This is a genomic window from Acidicapsa borealis (assembly GCF_059115245.1).
In genome coordinates, this window is the sequence record NZ_JCACNY010000001.1 from 2,997,465 (window position 1) to 3,018,896 (window position 21,432).

Sequence of the window (21,432 nt, forward strand, 5' to 3'; positions counted from 1 at the left end):
CAAATGCGATGAAGTTACCTATCGCACAGCGATGCGGATGCCCATGGCATTGAGCTTGCTGCGCGCCTGCAGGGCCTCCGGCGACTGCGGATAGCGCTGAATCAGCGAACGCAACTCGTGTATGCCAGAGTCCTTCTGGTTGATCTGGATCAGCGCCAGGCCCTTACGGAGCTGCGCCGCGGGAGACTTGGGGTTGCCGGGGAAGTCTTCGAGGACCGAGTTGTAGGCCTTGATTGCTTCGCGGAACTTCTGCTGTTTGTAGGCGATTTCGCCCAGGTAGAACTGCGCATTTCCGGCCAGGTCGTCGTGAGGGTAGTAGTGCAGCACGTCACCGAATTCGGAGGTTGCCACATCGTAGTGTGCCGCGTTGTAATCGCGCAGGGCGCTCTGATAAGTCTCTTTGAGTGGCGGAGCCTGAGCCTGTCCAGCATCGGGAGCTGGAGGCTGATTGGGATCGACTACTCCGGATCCGGGAAGTGGCTGGCCGGGCTGTGGTGTTCCCCCGGCGGGCTGGCTCTGAATGGTCTGGAGCTGGGCCTGAATGTCCTGGAGCTGCTTGTCCAGCTTGCCAATGCGGGACTTCATCTCGTCAACGGAGTCGTTGAGCGACTGCACCTGTCCTGAGACGCCATCCAGCTTGCCGCTGCTGTTTTCACTTTGTGCATTCAGCTTTTGCTGCATGGTGGCTACGGCCGCGCTCATCTGGTTCACGCTGTCCGTGCTCTGCTCGACCAGGTGCTGCAGCACGCCAAATTTTGAGTCGACTGTGGACTGCAGGCGCTGGGTCATGTCGGTGAGTATCTTAACCTGGTCCGTCAGATCGGTGAGGCGGTCCTTGGTGGATTGCGCCTGCGAGGGCAGCGCAGGGATCAGCAGTGCTGCCAAGGCGATGGAGGGAAGTGCAAATCGGAAGGAAGTGGAACGACGTTGCATGAGCATTCTCGCAATCTCTCTTAGATGGAGATTGCGGCAGCCGGAAGAGTATTCCAACTGCCGCAGTTTCGGTTTCAGATTCGGTGCTTCCAGTTACGATTTATCGGGTCAACTTACCTGTCGATAGTGAATCCGGCGCGACGATTCTGTTGCCAGCATTCTTCGGTGGACTCTGTGCAGAACGGCTTTTCCTTACCGTAGCTCACAATACGCAGACGATCGCTCGCCACACCGGCCTGGACAAGGGCCTGCTTCACTGAGCTCGCACGGCTCTGGCCGAGGTTGAGGTTGTATTCGTTGGAACCGCGCTCATCGCAGTAGCCGCCGATCAGGACCTTGATGGTGGGGTTCTGAGCGAGGTAGGCTGCGGCCTTCGAGAGCTGGCCGGCCTGATCGGGCCGCACTTCGTAGGCGTCGTAGTCGAAGAAGATGTCCTGCACACTCGCCTTGAACTTCTCGTCGGCAGTCATGTTGGCGTCAGAGTTGTCGGTAGGTACGGCGACTGCCATCTGCGGGCCATTCACGGTCACGCGCGCAGTGGCGTCGGCAGAGCCGCCATCGCCACGGGCTACGAGGTGATAGCTGGTTGAAGCCGTCGGGGTCACGGTCTTCACGCCGGAGCTGGGCACGTCGCCGATACCTTCGATGGTGATATTGGTTGCGTCGGTGGTGCGCCAGGAAAGCACGACCTGATCACCTGCAGTGATGGTGGTCGGCGTGGCGGTAAGCTGCGCAGTAGGTGCCGGGCCGCTCATGGTCGGAGCTAGAGGCGTGGTGTCGCGAACCTTTTTCTTACCGCAACCTGCAAAGCCAATCACAGCAACGAGTAGAAGCAGGCAAGTGGAAATGTTGCGTGTCAATTTCAATGTGTTCTCCTTGTACGAATTTGTCGTTTAACTTGCAAGCGGTCCAGCCTCAGTTGCGTTCCGTGAAAGACTGCAAAACGTACCGCGGGGGTTCGGTTTGCCGGGTTACCGTTCTCAATGACGGTGTTGCCGGCGAAAACTATTTCCAACTCCAGTTTGGCATAAAGTTCTTGCCGGAGTGGGTCAGGGCGTGCTGTTCCGTACCGTCGGCAAGCATGGTCCAGATCTCTGCATGTCCGCCAATGGAGCGTTCAAAGACGATGTGACGGCCGTCCGGAGACCAGCTCGGAAAGTCGTTACTGCCGGCATCGTGGGTCAGTTGAATCCACTTGAGGGAGGCAATATCCATCACGTAGATATCCTGCCCGCCAGGGGCTCCGGGACCATACTTGCGGTTCCAACTGAAGGCGAGGAACTGGCCGTTGGGAGCCCATGATGGTGAGATGGCATAGCCGCCGTCGGTCATGCGCTGCACGTTGCCGCCGTCCTGATCCATGGTGTAGATCTGCGGCAGGCCGGTGCGTCCACTCACCCAGGCGAGCTGCGAGTTGGTCTTTGGATTCCAGGTCGGGGAAACATCCGGACCGTGGAAGGCGGTGAGCTTGCGCAGATTGCCGCCATTGGCATCAGCCACCCAGATCTCAGGGTCACCCGAGCGCGAGGAAGAAAAGGCGATCTTGGTGCCGTCCGCAGCCCATGCCGGGGAGAAGTTGCTGCCTCCTGCAATGCCTGCGGGGAAGCCAACCGGGCGGCCAAGCTCCAGCGAGAACATGCGGATCGTCCAGCCCTCTTTGCCTAGGGCAGAGTAGGCAAGGCGGCTGTTGTCTGGCGAAATACGCGGTGAGAGCGAGATCGTGCCCTGCTTGGTTACGATGTGCTGGTTCTGGCCGTCGTAGTCCATCACCCAGATTTCCTTGGTGCCGGTGCGGGAGCTGACGAAGTAGATCTTGGTCTCGGCGATGCCCATCAGGCCGCCACCGAGACGGGCAATGATTTCGTCGGCGAACTTGTGAGCGATCAGGCGGGCGTTGTCCTGATTCGCCACCTCGTTGTACTGCTTGCCAATGACCTGCGGGCTGCCTTGATTCTTGGCATCGAAGACCCATCCCGAAACGGAGATTCGGCCATTCGCCGTAGACAGACCACCGAAGGCCACCATCGATGCATTGGCTGGCGCCGCTGCCCACTGACCGAGATTGATCTCCTGCGGCGAGCCGGGGCTGGCAGGCGGAATCATGCTCTTCGAGACCATGTCGAAGACACCTGCGTTCGACAGGTCATTGAACAGTGTGGCGTCAAAACTGGCTTTGAGGGACGGGGTTTGCGGATCGCTGCCGAGGGGCTTGAAGTCGGCTGCGGCGAGGCGGATCTTCTGGTCAGAAAGGCCGCTGCCCGTGCGAACCCAGTCCTGCTGCCCAACCTGTGCTGTTGCGGAGAGAGAGTACGAACCGAGGAACACGATGGAAACGATGCCAGCCAGAAAGCGGGGAAGATGGCGAAGGGATGCAGTCATTCGTGAATCTGTCCTTCTCCTGGAAAGAGCCAGGGTTGAGACCAGGGTACGAGAATTGGATGCGCCTGTGAAAATTCAGGACACGTGAAGACACATCCATCATAAGAGATTGGAGCAAGGAGTTTTGCGCATCCGTCGCGAGAATGGCCCAAAAGTGTCAACCTGAAGCTGAGAGGATCTCAGTGGTTGTCACAATGGTGCGAGACGTAGAGGTTGCCTTCGCCGGGCGGGGAAGGAAGCGGGCCGAAGGTGTCGATTCGGCGAACGCCGTTAAGGCAGGCACGATCCAGCGTTGGGCTGCCGCTGGAGCGGTCCAGCTTGGCCTCCGCGGGGGTTCCATCGCGATGAATCACGAAGGTGATATTGGCTTCAGCGCCTTTGGGAGTACGGGGGTCGACTTCGTTCATATAAACGTTCTGCTGCATCTTGCGTTCGAGGTTCTGCAGATACCAGGGATAAGGAAAGCCCTTAATCCCTCCTGAACTGGCCGTTACTGTGCCCACGGTCGTAGTGGTCGAAGTCTGCGTGGCGCGCTGAAGCTGCGTATTCGCCTGCTCGCCTACCTGAACGCGGTTATCAGGCTTGGGAACAGGTACGTTGTGCGGTGACGGCTTGGTCACCGGCGGGGCAGTGGTTGGCTTGGTCGGTTTGCTGATTTCCTGCTTCTTTTCGGCTGGCTTCTTGGGGGCTTCGATTTTGTTGGGAATCGGTATCGCAGTTTGATCGACGGTTGCCTGAGCCTTCGGCGCTGGCGGTGCCGGAGCTTCGCTCGGATGCTCCGTAGCCAGAACGTTGTCGCTGGGCTTTTCGTTGGCCGGAAGAGGAATTGCATTGCTGACGAGGTTCACAGCGATTGCATCGCCTTCGCCCCCGCCACCGACGTAGTGCGGCAGGAAGCCATGCACAAAGGCGTACGCGAAAACAGCCCCGATCATCAGCCCATGGAAAGCCAGCGCCGCGAACATGAATTTGCCGATCGGCTCGCGCGCGAACTCCCGCTCAATCCTCTCGATCGACTCCGGCGCTGGCATCAGGCTGCTCATGGTTCCCGTTGGCTATTCTGTCGTTGCAATGGATTCGACGGTGAAAATTACCGTTCTCCGCCGGGTTTTGACTCCAGGGGTTGGGTGACGATATTGACGTTGGTGATGCCAGCTTGTTTAGCTGCATCCATCACCGTTGCCACTACACCAAAAGGAACTCGCTCGTCTGCACGAAGGTAGATCGACTGGTGAGCCGGGTCGTGACCAGAGTCTTGGCCTGATTGGCGCAATTGAACAGGGAGATCGTGGATATTTATGATCTTGTCGCCAAGGTAAACGGACTGATCTTTGGAAATACTGACCACGAGCCTTTGCTCAGTAATTTCCTTTACAGTTCGCGTTTTGGGCACAGCCACTTCAATGCCAGACTGAAGCACCGGCGCAGCCAGCATGAAGATGATGAGCAGCACAAGCACCACGTCGACGAGCGGCGTGATATTGATCTCGGCCATCGAGGTTTGCGTGCGTCCGCTGCTGCTGGTGAAGGCCATCGCTAAAACTCCCGGTCCAGCGGACGAGGACCACCCTGTGGCGCAGCCTGGGCAGCCGTACGCTGCGGAATCTCTTCAAGAGAATTCAGCAGTTCGCGCGCGAAATCGTCTGTACCGGAAGCAAAGTTACGCAGCCGCGCGGCGAACTGGTTGTAGGCGACACCCGCAGGAACGGCAACGAGGATGCCAGCAGCGGTGGTGATCAGAGCTTCCGAAATGCCTGGTGCGACCGCGCGCAGGGTGGCCGACCCGGCGGTGCCGAGGCCGTGAAAGGCGTCGACAATACCCATCACCGTGCCGAAGAGGCCGACAAAGGTGCTCATGGAAGCAATCGTGGCCAGCCAGGTCAACCGCTGTTCCAGCCGGGTGACGGCTTCGCTGCTGGCCGTTTGGGCCGAGCGCTCCAGTGGGGCAAGGTTGCGCGGTGGGCCGTAGCCGCCGGTCTGCCGCTTGTATGCTTCGTAAACTTCTTCGAAGACGAGCACGAGCGGGCTTGGAGCGTAATCGGCAGTGATCGCGGCAATATCCTGCAGGCGCGTCGCTTTGCGGAAGGTGCGCAGGAAGCGCCGGCTCTGCTTGGTGGCCTTTGAAAAAGCGGCAAGTTTGCCGAAGATCAGAGTCCACGAATAGATACTGGCGATGGCCAGAACGAGCAGAACGGAGAGCGCGACAGGTCCGCTGTTCGAGACCATCTCGACGATGGCATTGGAGCTGGCCGCCGTGGGCGGAGCTGCAGGGTCAGTCTGAAGTAGCAGGGCAAGGGGAGCGTAAAAAATCGGCTTGTACCTCACTTTCAAAACTAGCAGATGGGTTGGCAGTATCCAAGTGGTTAACCAGGTTCACACAGACCGCCAGCGTGAACCGGTAAATTCAGCGAGAATGAGCACATTATGTTGGTAGAGCTTCGCGCTGAGAATTATGCCGTCATCGATCATGCCATCGCGGTCTTCGGGCCGGGGCTTAACCTGCTGACCGGCGAAACCGGCGCGGGCAAGTCCATATTAGTAGACGCACTTGCGCTGTTGATGGGCGGCAAGGCATCCGCGGATGTGGTTCGGCACGGTGCGGACAAGTCGGTCGTCTCCTGCGTTTTTGAGGCGACCGCGGTTGCCGACGGCATTCTCGAAGAGAACGGGATCGATTCGACGGGTACGGAAATCATTCTCCGTCGTGAAATTCTCGTGAACGGCAAGGGCCGTGTCTTCGTCAACAACCAGCCTGCGACGGTGACCGTGCTCAAGCTGCTGGCGCCGGAGCTGGCACTGGTGCACGCACAGAGCGAGACGTTGAGCAGCTTTGACCAGGCGCAGCAGCGGAGCCTACTTGATCGTTTTGCGGGTATCGAGACTGGACCGGTCGCTGCTGCTTATTCTGGCTGGCGGGCGGCGGCCAACAAGCTTGCGGAACTCGAAGAGGGTGAGCAGGACCGGCTGCGCATGGTGGATTTGTGGAGCTACCAGCGCAAGGAGATTGATTCCGCGCAGCTCGTGGCCGGGGAAGATGACGAACTCGAGAATGAGAAACGCGTTCTAGCGAATGCTGAAAAGTTGTACGCGGCGGCCATGGGCGCATTTGATCAGCTCTATGATGGTTCGAGTTCGGCGGAATCGGCGCTGCGCAGTGCTCTTCGCAACGTTGAGGAGCTGGCTCGCTACGACAACAAGTTCACCGATGCGGTGCAACAGTTGACTTCAGCGCGAGCCATCGTCGACGACCTGGCAGATACCCTGCGTGATTACGCCGAGGGCATCAATGCCTCACCTGACCGGCTGGCGGAGATCGAAGACCGCCTGGTTACGCTTGACCGGCTCAAGCGCAAATATGGGAATACGATCGCTGAGGTGATTGCATTCGGCGAGAGCGTGTCGTCGAAGCTGGCTGAAGTTGAGGATCGCGACGAGATTTTGAAGCAACTTCGGATGGAGCTGGCCGAGGCGCGTGCTGGTTACGTCGCCGCAGCGCAGGCGCTTACCGAGAACCGTCAGTCCGCTGCCGGTAAACTGGCCAAGCTGGCTGAGCGGCAGATCAACGATCTCGCCATGAAGGTGCGCTTCGAGGTTACCGTGAGCCGCCAGCAGAGTGAGTCGGCCTGGGCTGCACATGGTTGGGACGCGGTTGAATACCGCATAGCTACCAACCCTGGCGAACCATTGAAGCCGCTCGACGAAATCGCCTCCGGAGGCGAAATGAGCCGCGTCATGCTGGCGCTCAAGGTCAGCGTGGAAGAGGGAAGCGGCAAGCCCAAGCCTGCCGATGTGCGTAACAAGCTGGTTTCGCCGCGCACACTGGTCTTCGACGAAATCGATATCGGCATCGGCGGCCGCGCTGCTGAGGCTGTCGGCCACAAACTGAAAGTTCTCAGCCGTGCGCAGCAGGTGCTTTGCGTGACCCACCTGCCGCAGATCGCCGCCTTCGCTGATCAGCATTTCCTCATCGAAAAACGTGAGGATCACGGCCGCACCAAGACCGCCGTCCGGCTGCTTGACGACCGTGCTCGAGTGGAAGAAGTTGCCCGCATGTTGAGCGGGGCTGTGGTAACGGAAGCCAGCCAGCACCACGCCAGCCAGATGATTGAAGCTAGCCGCTAGCACGGCATTTGCGAAGCAGGAATCCACTTGCCAGACTCGCATTAATCGGGATTGTGCTTACCGCGCCCGGCTTCTCACGGCCGGAACCCTGCTCAACGGAAGAGGGAATGGTGAAACTGAATCGATCGATCGCTCCGGTGTTGTGCTTTGTTGCTGCGCTTCTTTTCGGCGTCTTGCCGGCAGTAGCGTGGAAGGCCGATCCAATCGCTACTGCCGCACCTGCGGCTGCATCCAGCGTTCTGGTAGACATCAACTCTGCGACGAAGGATCAACTTAAAGCCCTTCCGGGTATTGGCGATGCCTATTCGCAACGCATCATCGACGGCCGCCCCTATGCGATGAAGACGCAGTTGAAGACCAAGGGGATTGTGCCGGCGGCAACCTATGACAAGATTGCGGGATTGATCATCGCTAAGCAGCCCGCAAGAAAGAAGTGATCGCAAATTGATCCTGTAGGGTTGAAAAGCAGGCAACAGCCATTCAGCCTAGCGGAATGACCGTTGGCTGCCTGGTTTCCCCACCCACGAATCCCTTATCCCCGGGGGGCTAACTCCTTGGTATACTTGGGAAGTGACACTACTAGCCGAAACTTCCGTAGCCACCTCCGTATCCAGTTCTGACCACGCAGGCGTAACCGCTGGTCAGAAGCGCGTTCTTCTGCTCAAGCCTCGCGGATTCTGCGCGGGCGTCGTTCGTGCGATCGATATTGTGAAGATTGCCCTCGACACATTTGGCGCACCGATCTACGTTCGCCGCGAAATCGTGCATAACCGATTCGTCGTCAACGAGTTGGCGGAAAAGGGCGCGATCTTTGTGAATGAAATCTCCGAGGTTCCCGAGGGGCAGCGCGTCATTTACAGCGCTCACGGCGTTTCTCCGGCGGTTCGCGACGAAAGCAAGGCTCGCGGTCTTAAAGTGATCGACGCTACTTGCCCGCTCGTGACCAAGGTCCACGTTGAGGCTGTCAAGTTCGCCAAACAGGGTTACTCCCTGGTACTGGTCGGCCATCGCGATCATGACGAGATCGAGGGCACACTGGGCGAGGCGCCTGAGGCTACCCAGGTCGTTTCCAATGTCGAAGAAGTTGAGGCGCTAGTTGTCCCGGATCCGAACCGCGTTGCTTACCTTACGCAGACCACCCTCTCGCTGGATGAAGCGCGCGACATCATCCACGCGTTGAAGGTAAAGTTCCCGAATATCGTCGGTCCCCACACGCAGGACATCTGCTACGCAACGGAAAACCGCCAGGTTGCCGTGCGTAACGTAGCGCCGGGTGCGAACCTGGTTCTCGTGGTTGGCTCGACGAACAGTTCGAATTCAAACCGTCTGGTTGAGGTTTCGAACAACCTGGGCACCCAGGCGTACCTGATCGATAACTCTGCTGCCATTGATCCAACGTGGCTGGAGGGTGTTGATTCGGTTGCGGTTACCGCTGGCGCTTCGGCTCCTGAGGTTCTGGTTGAGGATGTGATCAATTATCTGCAACTTAACGGATATTCCAGCGTCGAAGAAGTAGAAGTAATGCCGGAGAATGTTCGCTTTGGATTGCCACCCGAGATCATCCAGGCAATTGGCGGCGCGGGCGGCGGTCAGGCTATTCCTGTTCGCTAGATGCGCAGAGTAACTTCCATAGCTGTAATTGAGAACTGCACTCTGCTGTGGGTGCTGCCGTAGCAACCGACGCGTCACCCGTCAAACTGGTACACATGAGCTCAATACCCACGAAGGCAAAACCCGGTGCATCTGGATTTGTCGCTCCGCGCTTCGGCCGGATCGACGCCGATTTGTCCCAGGTGGAAGCCTCGATTCACCGTTCGCGCGACTATATTCTGGCTCAGCAGCACCCGGACGGATACTGGTCGGCGGAGCTCGAGGCCGACTCGATGCTCGAGGCGGATTACATCTTCCTCCACGTCCTGCTCGAAAGCGGCGACCCCGGAAAAATGCGCCGGGCATTTATCGAAATGCTGCGCTATCAGAATGAGGATGGCAGCTGGAGCATTTATCCCGGCGGCCCCGGCAATATTTCCCTCTCCGTCAAGTGCTACTTCGCCTGCAAGTTGATGGGCATGAGTGCGGATGAACCGACCCTGGTCAAAGCCCGCGCATGGATTCTCGCGCATGGTGGTGTGGTGGAGTGCAATACCTTCACCAAAATCTACCTCTGCGCGCTCGGACAATACGACTACGACGCTGTCCCGGCGATTCCGCCGGAGATCGTCCTCGCGCCGAACTGGTTCTACTTCAACATCTACGAAATCTCATCCTGGTCGCGCGCCATTCTCGTTCCGCTCTCGATCATCTACGCGAAAAAGCCTTACAAGAAGATCGCGCCAGAGCAGGGCATCGCCGAACTCTTCGTCGGTGGCCGCGAGAACGCCAATCTTCGCCTCCGCTTCAATCGAGACAAAATCGTCAGCTGGCGAAACTTCTTTCTCGTCGCCGATCGCGCCTTCCATTGGGTTGAAGCTGTCTACATCCGTCCTTTGCGCAAACTCGCGCTCAAGAAGGCCGAACAGTGGATGCTCGAACGGCTGGAGATGTCCGACGGTCTCGGTGCCATTTACCCGGCCATGTTGAACGCCATCATCGCTCTGCGCTGCCTCGGATATTCTGACGATGATCCTCAGGTCATCCGCGCGCGTGACGAGTTTGAAAAGCTGGGTATCGAAGATCCGGGCGTTCCCGATCTGATCGAGCCCACCTTCCGCATGCAGCCCTGCATGTCCCCGGTGTGGGACACGGCTTACGCGGTTTTTGTGCTCGGCGAGGCTGGTGTTCCCAGCGACGACCCACGGCTGCTCAAGGCGGCGGACTGGATGCTTTCGAAGGAAGTTCGCCACAAGGGTGACTGGGCAGTGAAGGTTCCGAATACTGAGCCTGGTGGCTGGTACTTCGAATTCAACAACGAGTTCTACCCGGACACCGACGACACCGCGCAGGTGCTGCTGGCGCTGAATAAGGTCAGCAATCCACGCGAGCGTTATCAGTACGATGTGTCGCAGCGCGCCATTGCGTGGGAGTTCGCCATGCAGTGCAAGAACGGCGGCTGGGCGAGCTTCGACAAAGACAACACGAAGATGATCTTCCAGTACATCCCGTTTGCCGATCACAACGCGATGCTGGATCCGCCGACAGTCGATATCACCGGGCGCATGCTCGAAATGCTGGCAGCTTATGGCTATACACGGGAAGACAAGCGTGTGCAGCGGGCCATTGAGTTCATCTACAAGGAGCAGGAGCCGGACGGCAGCTGGTTTGGCCGCTGGGGTGTCAACTATCTTTACGGCACCTTCCTGGTTCTGCGCGGCCTCGAGGCCATGGGCGTCTGGAACCATGAGCCGGAGATTCAGCAGGCCGCCGAGTGGATCCGCATGGTGCAGAATTCCGACGGTGGATGGGGCGAAAGCCTTCTCAGCTACGACGACCCAAACCAGCGTGGTATCGGGCCCAGCACGCCTTCACAGACGGCCTGGGCTGTTCTTGGTTTGCTCGCCGCTGGCGACGATCGCAGCGATTCCGTGGCCAAGGGAATACGCTGGCTGCTCGACCGCCAGCAGGCCGATGGCTCCTGGGATGAATCGACCGGCGAAGGCATCACGCGGCAATCCATGTACACCGGAACCGGCTTCCCGCGCGTCTTTTATCTCGCGTACCACATGTATCGCAACTTCTTCCCGCTGCTGGCGCTGACCACCTACAAGCGGGCGATGGAAACACCCGCCTAGGGCAATGCAAAACCGCCCTCGGGCGCAGGAGGTTTGACGAATGGCTGTACCTATATCTCAGATGTGGGCCGTTGCATCATACGTAATCAAGAAGAAGCTCAAGGGCGAGAAGAAGTATCCCCTGGTGCTGATGCTGGAGCCGCTCTTCCGCTGCAACCTGGCCTGTGCCGGGTGCGGTAAAGTGCAGTATCCGCCGCACATCCTCAAGAAGGAACTCACGCCCGAGGAGTGCTTCGCCGCGGTAGAAGAGTGCGGCGTACCCATGGTCACTTTGCCCGGTGGCGAACCGCTGCTGCACAAGCGCATCGTTGAGATTGTCAACGGCCTCATCGCCCGCAAGAAATACATTTACCTCTGCACCAACGCGCTGCTGCTCAAGGAGCGCATCCACGAGTTCACACCCTCGAAGTACCTGACTTTCTCAGTCCATCTCGACGGCCAGCGCAATCACCACGATATGTCTGTCTGCCGCGAAGGCGGATGGGATCTCGCAGTCGAGGGCATCAAGGAGGCGGTTGCGCGTGGCTTCCGCGTAACGCCGAACTCGACCTTCTTCGACGGCACCGATCCGAACATGGTTCGCGCATACTTTGACGAAGTGATGGCCATGGGCGTCGAGGGCATCGTGCTCTCTCCGGGCTATAGCTATGACAAGGCTCCCGATCAGCAGCACTTCCTCGGCCGCGCCAAGTCACGCCGCCTCTTCCGCGCGATTCTGTCCAACCGCAAGAAGTCGTGGAAGTTCAACATGTCTCCCCTGTTCCTCGAATTCCTGATGGGCAAGCGCAACTACGAGTGCACCGCCTGGGGCTCGCCTGCTTATAACATCTTTGGCTGGCAGAAGCCCTGCTACCTGCTCCAGGATGGCTACGTCGACACCTTCAAGGAACTCGTCGAAACGACGAAGTGGGAAGAGTATGGCACAGCCAGCGGCAATCCCAAGTGTGCCAACTGCATGGTGAGCTGCGGCTATGAGCCGAGCGCCGTGAGCCACGGATTCGGCTCCCTCTCCGGCTTCTTCGCGATGGCCAAGGCAGCACTCTTCTCCAGCTACAAGGACAAGGGCGCACTCGACTTGCTCAACAATCACTCCACCTTCGCCGCGCAGCACGACCATTTCGTGAAGATCGACAGCATCGCGCCAGCTGCTCCCGTGGCCCAGCTTGAGGAGACACGCGCATGAGCCAGCCTGTTCAAGTTGTGAATGTCGATGACATTGAAGTAGTCGACGGCTTCGCGCACGAGAATCTGGAAGGCTGGATTCCCGAACTAGCCTCTGAAGCTGATCTGAAAGTCGCTCTGGAAAAGGCATTCGATTATCGTGGTGATATCTCGCTGACCTTCAAGAACGGCGAGAAGGTCGAGGGATATCTCTTCAACCGGCAGACCGGCAAAGGCCTCGCAGACTCCTTCATCCAGTACTACCCCGCAAACGCACTCGATAAGCGCAAAGCCAGCTACGCCGACATCGCCCGCATCGAGTTCAGCGGCAAGGATCGCGCAGCCGGCAAGCACTGGGAAGCCTGGCTCAAGAAGTACGCCGAGAAGAAGGCCGCAGGCGAGAAAAACATCGCCCTGATGCCCGAGGCGCTCGACTAGTCATGGCGGAAGAGATCAACGCCCGCGGTTCCGTTCAGGACTGTGGGTGCATTGCTCTCCCTGCCGATCTGCAGGCGATCACGGGGCTCTACCCCGGAGCGACGTTCGAGTTTCAGGCCACCGAAGATGGCTCCAGCGTTACACTTACACTGATTCAAAAGGCAGACATTTCGAAGTCGACTACTGGAGCCGCTTGCGGCGTCAAAGCCGACCAGTAAGTCCTTCCAATGAAAATCTTTCTGACAGGCGCGACCGGCTTTGTAGGCCACCATGTGGCGCGCACCCTTGCCGATCAGGGCGCCAAGCTGATCTTTCTTGTCCGCAAGAGCAGCAATCTAGCCAATCTGGAAGGCATCACGGGCGACACGCATGTGGGCGACCTGAGCGACCCGGCCACCATTGCCCCTGCACTCGCAGGCTGTGACGCAGTCATGCACGTCGCAGCGGATTACCGCCTCTGGATCCCCGACCCCGCAGCCATGTATCGCGCCAACGTCGATGGCACCCGCGAACTGCTGCGTATGGCGCGCGAAGCCGGCGTTCCGCGCTTTGTCTATACCTCGAGCGTGGCAACGATGGGCTTTCGCAGCGATGGCCTGATCGTGAACGAAGAGACGCCTGTATCGCTCGCCAACATGGTTGGTCACTACAAGCGGTCGAAGTTCCTCGCCGAGCAGGAGGCCATCAAAGCTGCGGAGTCCGGGCAGCATGTCATGATCCTCAACCCGACGACGCCCATTGGCTCGCATGACACCAAACCCACGCCGACAGGGCGCATCTGCGTCGACTTCCTGAATCACAAGTTTCCCGCATACGTAGATACCGGCCTTAACCTCGTCGACGTGCAGGAAGTCGCGCGCACGCACGCCATGGCCCTCGAAGTCGGCACACCCGGCCGGCGCTATATCCTGGGCGGCGAGAACCTCACACTCAAGCAGATCCTCGATAAGATGTCCGCCATCACCGGCATCCCTTCGCCTAAAACAAGAATCCCATTTGCCGTCGCCGCCACCTATGCCTTCTTCGAAGAGAACATCACCGGCCGCATCCTAGGTAAAGAGCCGCGCGCCACACTCGAAGAGGTTCGCATGGGCCGCAAGAAGATGTACGCCTCTTCTGCCCGCGCCCAGCAGGAGCTAGGCTTCCGGGTCGCGCCTGTCTATCCCGCGATGCGGGCAGCCATCGAGTGGTTCCGCGCCAACGGCTACGCGCCGAAATCATGAGCAGCCAGCCCACACCTCGTCCCGTCTACATCGCGGCACTTCCGCGTGAAATCGCCGGCCTGGTTCGTGAACGCGGCTGGCGCGCTGAGCCAAAGCTGCTTTCGCGCAACATTCATCTTTTCGAGCACGCGCAAGCGATCATCGCCTGCGCAGGCATGGGTGCCGACCGCGCGCGGATTGCCGTCGAAGCGGCACTGTCTCTCGGTCCAGCGACGCAGCTCATCTCCATCGGTTGGGCGGGGGCATGCATTCATCGGCTGCGCGTAGGGCAAGTCATCACGCCGGACGTCGTGGTCGACAGCAAGACAGGCGAACGCTTCTTCGCTGACACCGATCGGGAAGCAATCGAAGGCCTGGAAGTCCTGGTCACCGTGCCGATTCCAGCCACTGTGACTGAGAAAGAACGACTGGCCGTGAGCTATTACGCGTCTGCGGTCGACATGGAAGCAGCGGCTGTTGCTCGCATCGCACGCGCCCATGAACTGCCATTCCACGCTATCAAAGCCATCAGCGATGACGCCCGCTTCGAACTGCCTGATCTTTCGTCCTTTACAACGTCCAGCGGCCAGCTTCGCGAGGCGGCATTCGGATTACACGTCGCCCTGCACCCTGCTCTGTTGAAGCCTGTCATCGCCATGGCCAAAGGCAGTAAACTGGCAGCAGCGAACCTGCAGGAAGCAATTCGAAAGCACATCTCGCAACACCGGAATCGAACCGCATGAGCACTGCCACAGCATCCTCTTCCACGACCGCAGAAGTAATCCCAACAACGATGCGCGCAGCCGTCTATCGCAATGTCAACGACGTGCGCGTCGAGACTGTCCCTGTACCTTCTATCGGCGTGGGCGAAGTCCTCATTCAGGTAGCTTCATGCGGCATCTGCGGCACAGATCTGAAGAAGATCCACACCGGCTCGCATTCTGCCCCGCGCATTTTCGGACATGAGACGGCCGGCACCATTGCTGCGGTTGGCGAAGGCGTCACAGACTTCGCCGTTGGCGACCGCGTGATGGTCTTCCATCACATCCCGTGCCGCGACTGCTACTACTGCCGGAAACGAACTTTCGCCCAATGCGCCACATACAAAAAGGTCGGCGTGACCGCAGGGTTTGAGCCCGCCGGCGGGGGCTTCGCCGGCTATGTGCGCGTGATGGACTGGATCGTTCGCGACGGCGGTGTCGTTCGCATCCCCGACGGCATTCCCTTTGAGCAGGCTGCCTTCGTCGAGCCGGTGAATACCTGTCTCAAGGGCGTGAAGATGCTCAACCTGCAGCCCGACGAAACGGTACTTGTCATCGGCCAGGGGCCCATCGGAATTCTGCTCGCAGCCCTGGCGCAGCGCACCGGTGCAACCGTCTACACTTCTGATCTCTATCCCGAACGTCACGCAGTCGCAGCAACCTTCGGCCTCAAGCATCCGATCGATGCCCGTACCGACGTTGCCCAGCAACTGCGCGACGCAACGGAAGGCCGTGGCGCCGATGCCGTGCTCGTCGCCGTAGGCCACGACGCGCTCATCAAGACTGCGATGGATGCCGTGCGTCCCGGTGGCACGGTATTGCTCTTTGCGCAGACCCAGCATGGCGAGGCCACCTTCGATCCCGGCGCAGTCTGCATGGATGAGAAAGCGATGCTTGGCTCCTACTCCGCCGCAGTGGACATCCAGGAAGAGGGCGCAAAGCTGGTTTTCGAAGGCTACCTCGACGGCACCTTCGACCTCACGCGGCTCATCTCCCATCGCTACTCGCTCGAACAGGCCGTCGAGGCTATTGACATTGCCTCGCACCCAACCGCAAGCTCGATGAAGATCATGATCGAGCCCGGTATCGAGCCCGGTATCGAGTCTGGTCTTTAGCCCGCGATGCCAGAATCTCAATCAACCATGACCGCGGCCGTACTCTACGGCAAGGAAGACGTGCGCATCGAGCAGGTGCCTGTGCCTCGCGCTGCGCCCGGCGAAATCATTATTCGCGTAGCGGCCGCTCTAACCTGCGGGACCGACCTGAAGGTCTTCCGCCGCGGTTATCACGCGAAGATGATTACGCCGCCCGCTCTCTTCGGACACGAGCTGGCAGGCACAGTCTCAGACGTGGGCGAAGGTGTAACGACCTGCAGGCTCGGCAACCGCGTCGTGGCGCTCAACTCCGCGCCCTGCAGCCAATGCTATTTCTGCGAGCGAGGTCAGGAAAATCTGTGCGAAGATCTGCTCTTCAACAACGGCGCATACGCGGAATTCATTCGCATCCCCGCGCGCATCGTGGCGAAGAATACCCTGCACATCCCCGCGCATGTACCGTACGAGCACGCTGCTCTCACCGAGCCGCTTGCATGCGCAGTCCATGGCTTTGAAGATTCCAGCCCACGTCCAGGCGACACGGTTGCAGTCATCGGCGGTGGTCCGCTCGGGCTCATGATCCTGCACGTAGCAGCGTTGGCTGGATGCGAAGTCATTGCCGTCGTCAAGCACGACTCGCAGGTCGAAGCAGCGCGTGCATTGGGCGCCGCACACGTGATTCAGACAAAGCACACTGACGACGTCGTCGCAGCCGTTCGAGAACTGACGCCAAACAGACGCGGGGTGGATATCGCCATCGAAGCTGTCGCTCTCCCTGAGACATGGCAGCAGGCGGTAGCGATGGTTCGTAACGGCGGCACGGTCAATTTCTTCGGAGGCCCGGCAGCAGGCACTGAGGTCAAGCTCGACACCAATCGCCTGCACTACGGAGACCTCACGCTGAAGGCGACCTTCCACCACACGCCTGCCATATGCCGCCGCGCGTTCGATCTCATCGCTGGCGGTAAGTTCAAGGCCGACCGCTTCATCACCGGACATGCGGCCCTAAGAGATTTCAATGCTGTCTTCGCCCAACTGCTCAACCGCGAGGCCGGAGCCAACCTGATCAAGACAGCCATCCTCCCCGGCACGGCTGCGGAAGCGGTACGATAGTGTCTGTGACCACTGGATCCATCGCCGATATCGAGTCCCTGAGAGAGCAGGGCTGGGCGGCGCTGCCCGCCAGTTACCGCATCCCCGCCGTTGCGCCCACGCTCGACGAGGCCCGCGCCTGGTGTAAGCATCTGGCCGAGACGCACTACGAAAACTTCCATGTCGCTAGCTGGTTTCTGCCGAAGAAGCTGCGGCCCCATTTCCACGCCATTTACGCCTATTGCCGCGTCTCGGACGACCTCGGCGACGAGACCGGCAGTCGAGAGCAATCCTTGGCACTGCTGGCCCAGTGGCGCGAGGAACTCGATGCCTGCTACGAGGGCAAGGCCCGGCATCCGGTCTTCGTGGCGCTCGCGGAAACCATCCGCGCCTGCCAGATTCCCAAGGAGCCTTTCTCCGACCTGCTGACCGCCTTCGAGCGCGACCAGACCAAAACCCGCTTCCGCAACGCGGAAGAGGTGCTGGATTACTGCCGCTACTCGGCCAATCCGGTTGGCCGACTCGTTCTCTACACCTGCGGCTACTCGGACCCGGATCGTTTCCGGCTCTCCGACGCCACCTGCTCGGCGCTCCAGCTCGCCAACTTCTGGCAGGACGTAGCCAGCGACTTCCAGCAGCGCGACCGCATCTACATCCCTCAGGACGCCATGGAGCGCTTCGGCGTAACCGAGGCCACGATCGCGGGTGGGATTGCAACGGCGGAGTTCCGCGCCCTGCTCGCCGATCAGGTCGCCTGGGCACGCCAGCTCTTTGAAACCGGCTTGCCGCTCATCGGCATGGTCGACAACGACCTCGCGCTCGACCTGGACCTGTTCAGCCGCGGCGGCCTGGAAATCCTCAATGCAGTCGAGCAGCGCAACTATGATGTTCTGAGCGCCCGCCCCGCTATCTCGAAGACCACCAAGATCGCTCTAGCCCTGCGCGCCGTCAGTGGCAAGCTACTGCCAGGGCTGCGCCTCAAGGCCAAGGCGGCGTGACCGTGGTTGAACAGCAAGTGACCCAGCCCACGCTGGAAGAAGCCTACGAGATCTGCCGCGCCATCGCCAAGCGCGAAGCCAAGAACTTCTACTACTCCTTCGTCGCTCTGCCTCCTGCACGCCGCAACGCCATCTGCGCCATCTACGCCTTCATGCGCAAGGCAGACGATCTCTCCGACGACGAAAGCTTCACCCGCGAAGCACGCCGGGCGCAGCTCGATGGCTGGCTGGCAGAGTGGCACGCAGCCCGGCAGGGAACTCCGACCGCAGATCCAGTGTTCGTGGCCGTGCGCGACGCAGCAGCGCGCTTCAACATCCCTTACAGCCTGCTCGATGAACTGGTTGCCGGTACCACTATGGACCTGGAGGCTCCCACCTCCGCTAGGCCCGATACGTATGAAACTTTCGCCGATCTTTACCGCTACTGCTACCTTGTAGCCTCAGTTGTCGGGCTGGTCTGCATCCGGATCTTCGGCTACTCCGACCCGCGGGCTGAAAAGCTCGCAGAAGAAACCGGTATCGCCTTCCAGCTCACCAATATCCTTCGTGACGTAGCGGAAGACGCCGAGCGCAACCGCATCTACCTGCCTCTCGCAGATCTCGCCGCGCATAGCGTGACCGTCGAACAGCTGAGCAACCACGGGGTCACCAAGCCAACCGCAACTGAACGCGCCCTGCTCAAGTCCATCGCAGACCGCGCCGAAGCTTACTACGCCTCAGCTGCCGAACTATTGCCGCTCATCGACGCCGAAAGCCGTCCCGCCCTGCATGTGCTTGTCTCCATCTACCACCAGCTCCTCAAACGAATCATCGCCGCCGACTACGACGTTTTCACCCAGCGCCGCAGCGTACCGACCATCCAGAAGCTGACCATCCTTGCCAGCGGCATGGCACGCATGGGTGCCATGCGTCTGTTCAAGCCGCCAAAGCCGCTATCCTCGAAATAGGCCTATGTCCTCAGTTCCCGCCACCGAAGTTCAGCCGGTCCACACAATCGCCCGCACTGTCGCCATCATTGGCGGCGGTGTCGCAGGACTTGCAGTGGCGTGTGCTTTAGCGGATGCGGGCTTCAAAGTGACAGTCTTCGAGCGGCGCGGTTACCTGGGCGGTCGGGCATCCTCCTACCTGCATCCCGGCACAGGCGAGATGATCGACAACTGCCAGCACGTCCTCTTCGGCTGCTGCACCAACCTCGTCGGCTTCTACGAACGCATCGGCGTCGCGGACAAAATCTTCTGGGACAACCGCATGACGCTGATCGAGCCCGGCGGCCGCCGTTCCACGCTGAAGCCGACATCGCTGCCTGCGCCGATGCACGGTCTCTCCGGCATTCTGAAGGCGAAATGCTTCTCGCTCGCCGACAAGCTTTCGATCATCGGCGCCCTGGCCTCGGTCATGTTCACTCGCCGGCCCGATCCATCGCGCCGTCTCTCCGAATGGCTCAAGGCACACCACCAGAGTAGAGGCGCCATGAACCGCTTCTGGCACCTTGTCATCGCCAGCGCGCTCAACTCAGAGCTCGATCACATCTCGCTCCCTTACGCCACCAAGGTCATGCGCGAGCTCTTCCTCAACTCCGCCTACGCGGGCAGCATGGGCATGAGCCGCGTGCCGCTGACTGAGCTCTACGCGGGAGCCAAGGCGTACATCGAAGCCCGCGGCGGCAGCATCGTCTTCAACACCAACATCGAGTCCGCGGATTGGAACGAAGCGAACAAAACCTGGAACCTGCAAAGCTCAGCCCAGTCCTTCATCGCAGAAAATCTCATTCTGGCATTGCCTTTCGAAGCCACCGGCAAGCTTCTTTCGCGCATGCCTCAAAACCCAGCTGCGACCCAGCTCGCCAATCGCATCGGCAAGCTGGAACATTGGCCCATCTGCAGCGTGCATCTCTGGTTTGATCGCGAAATCACCGAGCTCGACCACGCCGTTCTCCTCGACCGCGACATCCACTGGATGTATCACAAGTCCCGTTGGCAGCCCTCGCGCGACCGCAGGGCCAGCTATATCGAACTCGTCATCAGCGTATCCCGCGAATTCGCCGCGCTCAGCCGTGAACAGGCGCTCAGCCGAGCCATCACCCAGCTCGCGGAATTCTTCCCATCTGTGAAAGAAGCGACAATCGTGAAGTCAGCGCTCATCAAGGAAGTCCGCGCCACCTTCGGCGTGCAACCCGGAGTGGACACGATCCGTCCCACCGCCGACTCTCCCTGGCCCAACTGCTTTCTCGCCGGAGACTGGACTGCGACTGGCTGGCCGTCCACCATGGAATCCGCCGCGCGCAGTGGTCATCTGGCTGCTGAAGCCCTCTGCCTCAACCTGGGCGAGCCACGCAGTATCCTTTTGCCAGATCTGCCACCAACCGGCTTGATGAGGTTCCTGAGCTAAGTTCTCGGCTTGGGAGCAGGCTTGGGATCGGCAGGCTTCACCGCATCGTCGTTGCGCTCCTGATCTTTCTCGTCTTTATGCGCAGCGAAATACTCTTCCTGCTCGCGCAGCAGCCGGGTCGCCTGATCGGAAAGTTCCTCGCCGCTCTCGATCGCCTCTTTGCGCGCCAGATCGAACCCGGACTCACCCGGCAGCGTCCGCAGAATGCTGAGCCAGCGCGGCATCGCCTCGGTCAATGGCTTCAGCCCTTTGCGAATATCAGAATGCCTGTCCGAATACTGGTCTAGGTTGCTGCCGGCTTCGTCCATCAGCGCGGTGAAATCCTGCAAGGCAGAATCCAGCTTCAAAACCCGCTGCGCCGACTTCGGACGCCCAGTCAGATCCTTGATCCGAGCCGCGCGCTCTTCCAGAAACTTGGTATAGACCTTGACGCGCTCGGCAGGGAAGACGGCGCTCTCCCGTACCAGCTCCACCTCAGCCTCTGTCAGGCTGGCGGTGCGAACGTGCTGAGCACCCAGGGGGCTGGCAGCGATGAGCGCGCAAAAAAAGATGGCACGAACGATAGGCGGAGTGCTCATGAATGACAGGCCGGTCCTCACAGACCTTTCATTGAAACATGTTAGACGGGAAGGACGCACGGAGTCGAAACTGGTCTGTTACTTGCGGAATACCTGCATCATTGTCTCAGTCTGCACCTGGTTCAACTGCGCCAGAGTCTGCTCGACCAGGGGACGATCTTCGACTGCGGTGGCATGCAGTAGCTCATTCAGGCGGAATGCAGTGTGTCGAAGCAGGATCTGGGCGTTCTTCAGCCGCTTTTCGTCGTTGGCAACGGCGATATGGATCTTTTGCGCAAACGTGCTGACACGCTTCAGTGTTTCTGATGCCTTGTCAAACTCTCCGGCGGCGTATTGTGCCGAGGAAAACTCGATCATCTCATGCACCAGTTCGGCGTACAGGAAGCACTGCTCGCGAGGCGAGGCCTGACTGGCCTTGGCCTCAAGCGCAGCAATACTTTGAGCATCGGGCTGCTTATTATCGATGGCAGCGTTTGCGTTGACAGAGCAGGTGATTGCGACGACAAGCGAGAGAACTGAAACGGAGCCGATTGAGCGAAGGGAACAGAGGACACGCAT

The 21,432-nt window shown here is 59.6% G+C and carries 22 protein-coding genes; 14 read left to right on the forward strand and 8 right to left on the reverse strand.

The window, feature by feature from the left end; all coding sequences use genetic code 11:
- Window positions 1–18: 18 nt before the first annotated feature.
- The 6 genes from AC5S27_RS12300 to AC5S27_RS12325 all read right to left on the reverse strand — a co-directional run bounded on the left by AC5S27_RS12300 (window position 19) and on the right by AC5S27_RS12325 (window position 5,637).
- Window positions 19–933 carry a tetratricopeptide repeat protein gene (locus AC5S27_RS12300; protein WP_493934848.1) on the reverse strand — a complete coding sequence of 305 codons (915 nt, stop codon included), beginning with the start codon at window positions 931–933 and terminating at the stop codon, window positions 19–21.
- Between the two features lie 113 nt (window positions 934–1,046).
- Window positions 1,047–1,799 carry a peptidoglycan-associated lipoprotein Pal gene (gene pal, locus AC5S27_RS12305; RefSeq protein WP_493934849.1) on the reverse strand — a complete coding sequence of 251 codons (753 nt, stop codon included), beginning with the start codon at window positions 1,797–1,799 and terminating at the stop codon, window positions 1,047–1,049.
- Between the two features lie 139 nt (window positions 1,800–1,938).
- Window positions 1,939–3,312, reverse strand: coding sequence for a Tol-Pal system beta propeller repeat protein TolB (tolB, locus tag AC5S27_RS12310; RefSeq protein ID WP_493934850.1), 1,374 nt, complete (start codon window positions 3,310–3,312; stop codon window positions 1,939–1,941).
- Between the two features lie 179 nt (window positions 3,313–3,491).
- Window positions 3,492–4,355 carry a TonB family protein gene (locus tag AC5S27_RS12315; protein ID WP_493934851.1) on the reverse strand — a complete coding sequence of 288 codons (864 nt, stop codon included), beginning with the start codon at window positions 4,353–4,355 and terminating at the stop codon, window positions 3,492–3,494.
- A gap of 47 nt (window positions 4,356–4,402) precedes the next feature.
- The gene (locus tag AC5S27_RS12320) at window positions 4,403–4,846 is read right to left on the reverse strand and encodes an ExbD/TolR family protein (protein ID WP_493934852.1); all 444 of its coding nucleotides are present in this window, start codon (window positions 4,844–4,846) and stop codon (window positions 4,403–4,405) included.
- Window positions 4,847–4,848: 2 nt separating this feature from the next.
- A complete protein-coding gene (locus tag AC5S27_RS12325; protein WP_493937311.1) occupies window positions 4,849–5,637 on the reverse strand; it encodes a MotA/TolQ/ExbB proton channel family protein in 789 nt (262 codons plus the stop codon).
- Window positions 5,638–5,736: 99 nt separating this feature from the next.
- On the opposite strand from AC5S27_RS12325, the gene recN reads away from it, so the two are divergent.
- The 14 genes from recN to hpnE all read left to right on the forward strand — a co-directional run bounded on the left by recN (window position 5,737) and on the right by hpnE (window position 20,296).
- Entirely contained in the window at window positions 5,737–7,434 is a 1,698-nt protein-coding gene (gene recN / locus AC5S27_RS12330; protein ID WP_493934853.1) for a DNA repair protein RecN, read from the forward strand.
- 107 nt (window positions 7,435–7,541) lie between these two features.
- The gene (locus tag AC5S27_RS12335) at window positions 7,542–7,871 is read left to right on the forward strand and encodes a ComEA family DNA-binding protein (RefSeq protein ID WP_493934854.1); all 330 of its coding nucleotides are present in this window, start codon (window positions 7,542–7,544) and stop codon (window positions 7,869–7,871) included.
- Between the two features lie 133 nt (window positions 7,872–8,004).
- Entirely contained in the window at window positions 8,005–9,045 is a 1,041-nt protein-coding gene (locus AC5S27_RS12340; RefSeq protein ID WP_493934855.1) for a 4-hydroxy-3-methylbut-2-enyl diphosphate reductase, read from the forward strand.
- A gap of 95 nt (window positions 9,046–9,140) precedes the next feature.
- Window positions 9,141–11,162: a squalene--hopene cyclase gene (gene shc, locus AC5S27_RS12345; protein WP_493934856.1), complete on the forward strand. Its 2,022-nt coding sequence runs from the start codon at window positions 9,141–9,143 to the stop codon at window positions 11,160–11,162.
- A gap of 40 nt (window positions 11,163–11,202) precedes the next feature.
- Window positions 11,203–12,345 carry an adenosyl-hopene transferase HpnH gene (gene hpnH / locus AC5S27_RS12350; protein ID WP_493934857.1) on the forward strand — a complete coding sequence of 381 codons (1,143 nt, stop codon included), beginning with the start codon at window positions 11,203–11,205 and terminating at the stop codon, window positions 12,343–12,345.
- Window positions 12,342–12,761 (forward strand): hypothetical protein, encoded by a 420-nt coding sequence (locus AC5S27_RS12355; protein WP_493934858.1) that lies wholly within the window; start codon window positions 12,342–12,344, stop codon window positions 12,759–12,761. The genes hpnH and AC5S27_RS12355 overlap by 4 nt, the downstream gene beginning before the upstream one ends.
- 2 nt (window positions 12,762–12,763) lie before the next feature.
- Window positions 12,764–12,979 carry a hypothetical protein gene (locus tag AC5S27_RS12360; RefSeq protein ID WP_493934859.1) on the forward strand — a complete coding sequence of 72 codons (216 nt, stop codon included), beginning with the start codon at window positions 12,764–12,766 and terminating at the stop codon, window positions 12,977–12,979.
- 9 nt (window positions 12,980–12,988) lie between these two features.
- Window positions 12,989–13,984: a hopanoid-associated sugar epimerase gene (gene hpnA, locus AC5S27_RS12365; protein WP_493934860.1), complete on the forward strand. Its 996-nt coding sequence runs from the start codon at window positions 12,989–12,991 to the stop codon at window positions 13,982–13,984.
- Entirely contained in the window at window positions 13,981–14,706 is a 726-nt protein-coding gene (locus AC5S27_RS12370) for a phosphorylase family protein (RefSeq protein WP_493934861.1), read from the forward strand. Before hpnA ends, AC5S27_RS12370 begins: the two co-directional genes overlap by 4 nt.
- On the forward strand, window positions 14,703–15,839 hold the full coding sequence (locus AC5S27_RS12375; RefSeq protein WP_493934862.1) for a zinc-dependent dehydrogenase: 1,137 nt from the start codon (window positions 14,703–14,705) through the stop codon (window positions 15,837–15,839). The genes AC5S27_RS12370 and AC5S27_RS12375 overlap by 4 nt, the downstream gene beginning before the upstream one ends.
- 27 nt (window positions 15,840–15,866) lie before the next feature.
- Window positions 15,867–16,931 (forward strand): zinc-dependent alcohol dehydrogenase, encoded by a 1,065-nt coding sequence (locus AC5S27_RS12380; RefSeq protein WP_493934863.1) that lies wholly within the window; start codon window positions 15,867–15,869, stop codon window positions 16,929–16,931.
- Window positions 16,932–16,936: 5 nt separating this feature from the next.
- Window positions 16,937–17,908 (forward strand): squalene synthase HpnC, encoded by a 972-nt coding sequence (hpnC, locus tag AC5S27_RS12385; RefSeq protein ID WP_493934864.1) that lies wholly within the window; start codon window positions 16,937–16,939, stop codon window positions 17,906–17,908.
- Window positions 17,909–17,910: 2 nt separating this feature from the next.
- Window positions 17,911–18,855 carry a phytoene/squalene synthase family protein gene (locus AC5S27_RS12390; protein WP_493934865.1) on the forward strand — a complete coding sequence of 315 codons (945 nt, stop codon included), beginning with the start codon at window positions 17,911–17,913 and terminating at the stop codon, window positions 18,853–18,855.
- Window positions 18,856–18,859: 4 nt separating this feature from the next.
- A complete protein-coding gene (hpnE, locus tag AC5S27_RS12395; RefSeq protein WP_493934866.1) occupies window positions 18,860–20,296 on the forward strand; it encodes a hydroxysqualene dehydroxylase HpnE in 1,437 nt (478 codons plus the stop codon).
- On the opposite strand, the gene AC5S27_RS12400 is transcribed toward hpnE, so the two are convergent.
- On the reverse strand, window positions 20,293–20,874 hold the full coding sequence (locus AC5S27_RS12400) for a hypothetical protein (RefSeq protein WP_493934867.1): 582 nt from the start codon (window positions 20,872–20,874) through the stop codon (window positions 20,293–20,295). The two genes, hpnE and AC5S27_RS12400, sit on opposite strands and share 4 nt — an antisense overlap.
- Before the next feature lie 78 nt (window positions 20,875–20,952).
- Window positions 20,953–21,432: a hypothetical protein gene (locus tag AC5S27_RS12405; RefSeq protein WP_493934868.1), complete on the reverse strand. Its 480-nt coding sequence runs from the start codon at window positions 21,430–21,432 to the stop codon at window positions 20,953–20,955.

Coding starts and splice junctions, on each gene's coding strand:
- hpnA (WP_493934860.1), top strand. CDS start 12,989: ATGAAAATCTTTCTGACAGGCGCGACCGGCTTTGTAGGCCACCATGTG.
- AC5S27_RS12300 (WP_493934848.1), bottom strand. CDS start 933: ATGCAACGTCGTTCCACTTCCTTCCGATTTGCACTTCCCTCCATCGCC.
- AC5S27_RS12320 (WP_493934852.1), bottom strand. CDS start 4,846: ATGGCCTTCACCAGCAGCAGCGGACGCACGCAAACCTCGATGGCCGAG.
- AC5S27_RS12405 (WP_493934868.1), bottom strand. CDS start 21,432: ATGCGTGTCCTCTGTTCCCTTCGCTCAATCGGCTCCGTTTCAGTTCTC.
- hpnE (WP_493934866.1), top strand. CDS start 18,860: ATGTCCTCAGTTCCCGCCACCGAAGTTCAGCCGGTCCACACAATCGCC.
- recN (WP_493934853.1), top strand. CDS start 5,737: ATGTTGGTAGAGCTTCGCGCTGAGAATTATGCCGTCATCGATCATGCC.
- AC5S27_RS12370 (WP_493934861.1), top strand. CDS start 13,981: ATGAGCAGCCAGCCCACACCTCGTCCCGTCTACATCGCGGCACTTCCG.
- AC5S27_RS12400 (WP_493934867.1), bottom strand. CDS start 20,874: ATGAGCACTCCGCCTATCGTTCGTGCCATCTTTTTTTGCGCGCTCATC.
- AC5S27_RS12315 (WP_493934851.1), bottom strand. CDS start 4,355: ATGAGCAGCCTGATGCCAGCGCCGGAGTCGATCGAGAGGATTGAGCGG.
- AC5S27_RS12335 (WP_493934854.1), top strand. CDS start 7,542: ATGGTGAAACTGAATCGATCGATCGCTCCGGTGTTGTGCTTTGTTGCT.
- shc (WP_493934856.1), top strand. CDS start 9,141: ATGAGCTCAATACCCACGAAGGCAAAACCCGGTGCATCTGGATTTGTC.
- hpnH (WP_493934857.1), top strand. CDS start 11,203: ATGGCTGTACCTATATCTCAGATGTGGGCCGTTGCATCATACGTAATC.
- AC5S27_RS12355 (WP_493934858.1), top strand. CDS start 12,342: ATGAGCCAGCCTGTTCAAGTTGTGAATGTCGATGACATTGAAGTAGTC.
- tolB (WP_493934850.1), bottom strand. CDS start 3,312: ATGACTGCATCCCTTCGCCATCTTCCCCGCTTTCTGGCTGGCATCGTT.
- AC5S27_RS12360 (WP_493934859.1), top strand. CDS start 12,764: ATGGCGGAAGAGATCAACGCCCGCGGTTCCGTTCAGGACTGTGGGTGC.
- AC5S27_RS12380 (WP_493934863.1), top strand. CDS start 15,867: ATGACCGCGGCCGTACTCTACGGCAAGGAAGACGTGCGCATCGAGCAG.
- AC5S27_RS12375 (WP_493934862.1), top strand. CDS start 14,703: ATGAGCACTGCCACAGCATCCTCTTCCACGACCGCAGAAGTAATCCCA.